General features: G+C 42.0%; 6 protein-coding genes. 2 read left to right on the forward strand and 4 right to left on the reverse strand.

Features of this window, described 5'->3' with window-relative positions; translation table 11 throughout:
• Window positions 1-290: 290 nt before the first annotated feature.
• Together DBR11_RS27205 and DBR11_RS27210 are read left to right on the forward strand one after the other, a co-directional pair.
• A complete protein-coding gene (locus tag DBR11_RS27205) occupies window positions 291-560 on the forward strand; it encodes a hypothetical protein (RefSeq protein WP_108555691.1) in 270 nt (89 codons plus the stop codon).
• Window positions 561-708: 148 nt separating this feature from the next.
• Entirely contained in the window at window positions 709-1,161 is a 453-nt protein-coding gene (locus DBR11_RS27210) for an Hsp20/alpha crystallin family protein (protein WP_108555692.1), read from the forward strand.
• A 55-nt stretch (window positions 1,162-1,216) separates the two neighbouring features.
• Here the strand turns inward: DBR11_RS27210 and DBR11_RS27215 are convergent, their stop codons facing one another.
• From DBR11_RS27215 to DBR11_RS27230, 4 genes are all read right to left on the reverse strand, one after another.
• On the reverse strand, window positions 1,217-2,128 hold the full coding sequence (locus tag DBR11_RS27215) for a metallophosphoesterase (RefSeq protein WP_108555693.1): 912 nt from the start codon (window positions 2,126-2,128) through the stop codon (window positions 1,217-1,219).
• Window positions 2,129-2,295: 167 nt separating this feature from the next.
• Window positions 2,296-2,535, reverse strand: a complete 240-nt coding sequence (locus tag DBR11_RS27220) for a hypothetical protein (protein ID WP_108555694.1) — start codon at window positions 2,533-2,535, stop codon at window positions 2,296-2,298.
• 160 nt (window positions 2,536-2,695) lie between these two features.
• Complete coding sequence (locus DBR11_RS27225) at window positions 2,696-4,993, reverse strand: GH92 family glycosyl hydrolase (RefSeq protein ID WP_108555695.1); 2,298 nt, start codon at window positions 4,991-4,993, stop codon at window positions 2,696-2,698.
• 18 nt (window positions 4,994-5,011) lie between these two features.
• Window positions 5,012-5,686 carry a basic secretory protein-like protein gene (locus DBR11_RS27230; RefSeq protein WP_108555696.1) on the reverse strand — a complete coding sequence of 225 codons (675 nt, stop codon included), beginning with the start codon at window positions 5,684-5,686 and terminating at the stop codon, window positions 5,012-5,014.
• Window positions 5,687-5,889: the final 203 nt, after the last annotated feature.

Below are 5,889 nucleotides of genomic sequence, written 5' to 3' on the forward strand. Positions count from 1 at the left end.
CTCTTGGTTTGCTGGTTTTGTGCAGAATCCTCTTTGGTAATTTTAAGCCTGGTGGCCCGGGTAGGGGATTTGGGCGTCGTGGATCTGGTATGCGGGAAAAATGGCACGATATGACAGGAGAAGAACGCTCCAGGTTTAAGGAAGAATTTAGGAAGAGATTCAGATAAGATTTTATCTCACATAGTATAAAGAGCCGGCTTTTTGCCGGCTTTTTTGTTTTAAGAATATTTTTTTAAATCATTTAAAGTAAAACGGTTTGCTGTCCGTCTTCCTAAATAAAACAAGATAAAATGGAAAAAATATTTAGATCTATAGGAATGGGGATGGTGCTTGGAGCAGCCTTGTTCTTTGTCCCGGGCATATTTGCATTTGTACTTGCGGCAATGGTTTTTGGAATTGCACTGATTGTCATCTTCAGGCAGCGCAAGCGGGAATTCTTCAGAAACAGATTTGCTGATTATGGAAACGGATACCAAAAGATAGTGCCTGTTGATAATCAGTGGTACAGACCAGGTGTAGCACAAAAAGGTTTGGTAAGGGATATTGATATTAACGATTAGTCATGATGAGAGCATTCAGAATAGTATTGACACTGCTTGTTGCAGGAGCAACCTTTTACGGATTAAATGCATTGGCGGTGCAAAAAGGGTATCCAGACCGGCTGGATTTTAAAATTAACATAGTAAATCACAATTAAAACAAGAAAATATGTTTAACGAACATAGACATCATTCATCAAGAATGCACAGAGGCTGCGGCCGTAGAGGAGGAAGATTTGGGGGGGCTTTTGGAGCTCATTTCAGAGGTCATGGACAGGATTGGTTTGGACAGGATATCAGAAGGGTGCCTGCAAACATTGAAGAAACAGAAAATAGTTTCATTGTCCATCTTTTTGCCCCTGATTTGGTTAAGGCATACTTAAAAGTAGCCACAAAAGACGATGTTTTAACCATCAGTTATACTCCGGAAGAAAATGAACAGACTGAAACAAAATTCAGCAGAAGAGAGTACAGTAATGGTGCTTTTGAAAGGTCTTTTGCCTTAAATGGAAAGGTGATGACCGAGGATATTACTGCCGGTTATGCTGACGGTGTATTGAAAGTGGTATTGCCTAAAAACCCGGAAACCAACATTCCGGGGCAGGATATTCCTGTAGATTAGGATTTGCTTCAAGTCTTTTTATTAAGCCCCGGCCATTTTTAGACCGGGGTTTTTTTTAGTAATTCACATAAGATTCATCAAATGTACCGTCGGCATATAGGTCCAGAAGTCCGTAACCTGGAGCTGTTTCTCTTTTATTTCCGTTCCACCAGGCTCCGCTTACCGCGCCATTGCAGATATAGGTTACTCCGTTATAAACAACTTTATCTCTCAGGTGTATATGACCGCTGAGGCATAGTTTTACATTAGGATACTGATAGAAAAGTTTAATGATTTTGGCCGTATCGGTATGCATATCTCCGCCAAGCATTTGCCATTTGTTTACAATATCGTCTTCTATCATTAGGGTAGCCGTTAAGATCGGAATATGCGACATAATCAGCACTGGGACATTTGAAGGGGTATTCTTTAGTTCGTTTTCCAGCCAGTTGAACTGGGCATCGCCCAGTTTTCCAATGTACCAGGTGCCATCAATATCCAGGTGAACGCTGTCGAGCAGGATAAATTTCCAGCCATTCTTGCTAAAGCTATAATAAGGATTGCTGAGGTGCAGCTGGTCCATTGCATACTGTTTGCCGTAAATAGCCTGGCCTTTGTTGTTTTCATCCCACCAGATGTCATGATTGCCAAGACAATACTTTACCGGTATACTGCATTCTTGTTGCAGGATATGATGAGTCAGTTTCCATTGTTCGTTAATGGTGTTGAGTTGTTCTTTGTTCATGTCAAAAACGATGTCACCACCATTTAGGATCAAGTCGGCCTTTGGAGATTGCTGCTGCACGTGATGAAGGCATCTGGCATATCTGGCCGGGGCATCCAGGTGATTCTTAAGGTGAACGTCGGTGAGATGGGCAATGCGAAGTACTGGTCTTTTTTCATGCGATGATGCGCCGAAACTGATCGATGGGGCCAGTAACAAGCCTCCGATACCGCCAATACTTTTAAGTACTGATCTTCTTTTCATAAATGTATAAGGAGCTAAATTTTACGTTTGAGTGAATGACTAGCGCATGCACCCCGCGAAATTAAGCAGATCAGATTTGCTTTTAGCTTAGGCTATGTTATGAATATATTAAGTGTTCAGTTATCCGCGAAGCAGGAAATACCCCAGTCTGGCAATGGTTAAACAGACTAAGGAGCTTGCCGGCTTAGCACTTCGAAACTGCCGTATAGGGCCATTTCAGCGGTATGGTGTACCGAAAGGTTAAGTTTCAATCTCTCGATGAGTTCTTTTGCCCCGGCAATACTTTGATGCAGATTATTGGTGCCTCTTACCTCTATACCACGGGTTAATGTCTTGAATTTTGAAGGCTCAAATTTGTCAATGAAACGTTGAAGATCTGTGCTGAGTAAAGTATCTTTTTGTTGCATATGTTTGGATTTTATACAGCAATAAGGCTCAGGCGGGACGGAATGTTTGAAATAGATTTACACAAGAGGGAGGTTATCCACATCTGGTGTTTTAAGGGGTTAATTTTCAGTAATGTAAAAGGCCTCCCTTTTTTGTGGGAGGCCTTGAATGTTCAGGTATTTATTTGTGTTTGTTATCCATATAGAAGGTAAGCTCTCCGCCATTCATGACATCGGAATGGCTGATTGAAGGATTGGGGAGTACTTTGCCGTTCAATACCATTTTTTGAACATATACATTTTTTGGACCCTGGTTCTGTACATGTATGGTAAAGGTTTTTCCGTTTTCGAGATTGATGGTGGCGCCGTCTACTGCAGGGCTGCCGGTTGCGTACTGATCTGATCCGGGTGCAACAGGGTAGAAACCCAGTGAACTGAAGATGTACCATGCGCTCATTTGTCCGGTGTCATCATTTCCACCTAAACCATCGGGTGTTGGTTTGTACATAATAGGTAGGATCATACGGATTCTTTCCTGTGTTTTCCAGGGTTTGTCTGTCCAGTTGTACAGATAGGCCACGTGGTGAGAGGGTTCGTTACCATGTACATAGTTTCCAATGATCCCATCTCTGGTGATGTCTTCTGTTTCCTCGAAGTACTTATCCGGCAGGTGCATGGTAAACAAGGAATCCAGGTAGGTCGTAAATTTTTTGTTGCCACCCATGAGTTTGATCAGTCCTTTCGGATCCTGGGGAGCAAAAAGGGTATAGTTCCAGGAGTTGCCTTCAATAAATCCTTCATTGATGGTGCTCAGAGGGTCGAACTTTTTGCGGAAAGTACCGTCATTGAGTCTTGGGCGCATAAATCCGGAGGCTTTATCAAATACGTTTTTGTAGTTTTCAGAACGTTTGATGAATTCCAGGTAGATGTCGTTCCTATTGAGTTTTTTGGCGAGTTGGGCTATGGCCCAGTCGTCAAAGGCGTATTCAAGGGTGTTGGATACGGAAATACCTGTTTTTTCATCTGGAATGTAACCCTTATCTATATATTCACCTATACCTTCATAGTCTCTTTTTCTTGCAGTGGCTACGCAGGCATCCAGTGCCTTGTTCAGGTTCAGACCTGGGTTGACATTTCCTTTTATGATGGCATCGGCTAAAACGGTTACACTATGGTAGCCGCTCATACACCAGTTTTCATTTCCGGAATTAGACCATACAGGCAACATATGTTCTGCACTTTGATCAAAGTGGGCCATCATACTTTGCACCATGTCGGCGTTGCGCTTTGGCTCTATGATGTTGAACAGGGGATGCAGGGCGCGGTAAGTGTCCCAGAGGGAAAAAGTAGTGTAGTTGGTAAAGCCCTCGGCTTTGTGTACGTTTTGATCCAGACCTTTGTACTGACCATCAACATCCATATAAACGGTTGGATTGATCATAGTATGGTACATGGAAGTATAGAAGTTCTCTTTGATCTCTTTATTGCCGCTGATCTCTATTTTGTGTAATTGATTTTCCCAGAGTTCCTGTCCATCGTTTTTTACTTTTTCAAAATCCCAGCCTGGAATTTCTGTATGCATGTTGTTCATCGCACCAGCCATACTTACAGGAGAAATGGCAAATTTGATTTTGATCTTTTCACCTTCCTCTGTTTTGAAGTCGAAATAGGTCCTGATCTGTTTACCTGCTATTTCAGGAAAATTCTCGGTTTGGCCAAATTTGCCCCAGAAGCCGCGATATACTTCTTTTTTATCATATTTTTTGTAACCGGATTTAACAAATGGCTTGTTAAACTGCATGGCAAAATATAAGGTCCTTGTTCTTGCCCAGCCGCTGGTTTGTCTGTAGCCGATTACTGTGGAGTCATTGAGTATGCGAAGATAGGTCCATACATTTTTATCCTCATAGTTATATATGCCTGACATCAGGTCGAGCACAATATGCGCCTGGTCTGATTTTGGGAAAGTATACTGGTGAAAGCCCACTCTGGTACTGGTGGTCATTTCTGCGGTGATGTTATGATCGTCGAGTTTTACTTTGTAGTAATTGGCCTGACTGATTTCGTTCCGGTGAGAAAAACGGGAGCGGTATCCGCTGCCGGGCAGGTCAGCTGTACCGGGGTTGAGTTTTAGTTTTCCTGTAGTAGGCATAATTAAAAAATCGCCCAGATCAGAATGCCCTGTACCACTGAAATGGGTATGGCTAAAACCGCAAATGGTTTTGTCATCATATTGATAGCCCGCGCAATACTTGTACACATCCGGATTGTATTTGCCATTGAGCTCATAGCTTATGGTATCGGTTTCGGGGCTCAATTGTACCATACCGAAGGGTACTGTAGCACCGGGATACACGTGGCCCATACGCTGGGTGCCAATGATGGGGTTTACATAGGGTACTAATTTTTCTGTCTTTTGGGCTTGTGCCTGGCCGTAAAGCACTGGACTTAAGAGTAGAGCTAATAGAAGTTTGTTCATTTGCGTATTGAATATTGATTAGGATAATTCAGGATGGGCTGCATAAGCTGTCCATAATTCATCTACCGTTTTACCGGTCTCTTTTTTCCAGCTGTCGTCGGTAAAAGTATGTTCGCGTAATTGTTTGTCAAACGTTTTGACCAGACCTGGTTTTACATTCTTTTCCAGCCATACTAAAAAACGCGCTGTGATGCGATAAGCATTACTGTAATGTTGTGTAGGTTTAAATGCAGGTAACTCCCATTGAGCGCCGGCATTATCTACTCCGAATTTATACCGGGCGTAATCTGCAATGCCCTCGGTTAGCCAGCCCGGGCCACCGTTGTTGCCATAATCCTGTACAATGTGCATCACCTCGTGGGTTACAACATCGATGTCTCCAGGATGTTTTGCCATGTATTTTGAACTATATACTACTCTTGCATTAGCCGTTGCTGCTACACCATCGTATGCGGTATCAATGACAAATGTAATGTCTTTGGCTGTTTTTTTATTGTACTCTTTTTCCAATTTTGGATAGACAACAAAGAAGGTTTCAATCAGCCTGTTTTTTAAGTTTTGGTCAAGATTTGCATCTTGGTTGATAAAAGTTAACTTGTAACCTTTTTTCTGGATGAGTTCATTAGATTGTGCATGAATAAAGGAAGTGCATGCGATTGCCAGACAGGTGGTTAGTAAAAAGTTTTTTTTCATTTTAGGGCTTGTGGTGGTTTAAAAAGTATTCTTGTTAAGGATATGATAAAACGTTTTATCAAAAGTGGTAAAAAAAATCCTTTTTTTATGGATAAATTAAATCTATAAAATTTTTTATTTTAAATAAGTGGTTTCGCCGTTCTAGATCACCCGGCAAGGTTGGGGGTCGATCCGCGTTTTATGATCTCTGCAGGTATCCGAAG

The organism is Pedobacter sp. HMWF019 (assembly GCF_003061025.1).
Classification (GTDB): domain Bacteria; phylum Bacteroidota; class Bacteroidia; order Sphingobacteriales; family Sphingobacteriaceae; genus Pedobacter.

Excerpts from the sequence above, each read along its gene's own strand:
- DBR11_RS27225 (WP_108555695.1), bottom strand. The coding sequence starts at position 4,993 with ATGAACAAACTTCTATTAGCTCTACTCTTAAGTCCAGTGCTTTACGGC.
- DBR11_RS27205 (WP_108555691.1), top strand. The coding sequence starts at position 291 with ATGGAAAAAATATTTAGATCTATAGGAATGGGGATGGTGCTTGGAGCA.
- DBR11_RS27210 (WP_108555692.1), top strand. The coding sequence starts at position 709 with ATGTTTAACGAACATAGACATCATTCATCAAGAATGCACAGAGGCTGC.
- DBR11_RS27215 (WP_108555693.1), bottom strand. The coding sequence starts at position 2,128 with ATGAAAAGAAGATCAGTACTTAAAAGTATTGGCGGTATCGGAGGCTTG.
- DBR11_RS27230 (WP_108555696.1), bottom strand. The coding sequence starts at position 5,686 with ATGAAAAAAAACTTTTTACTAACCACCTGTCTGGCAATCGCATGCACT.
- DBR11_RS27220 (WP_108555694.1), bottom strand. The coding sequence starts at position 2,535 with ATGCAACAAAAAGATACTTTACTCAGCACAGATCTTCAACGTTTCATT.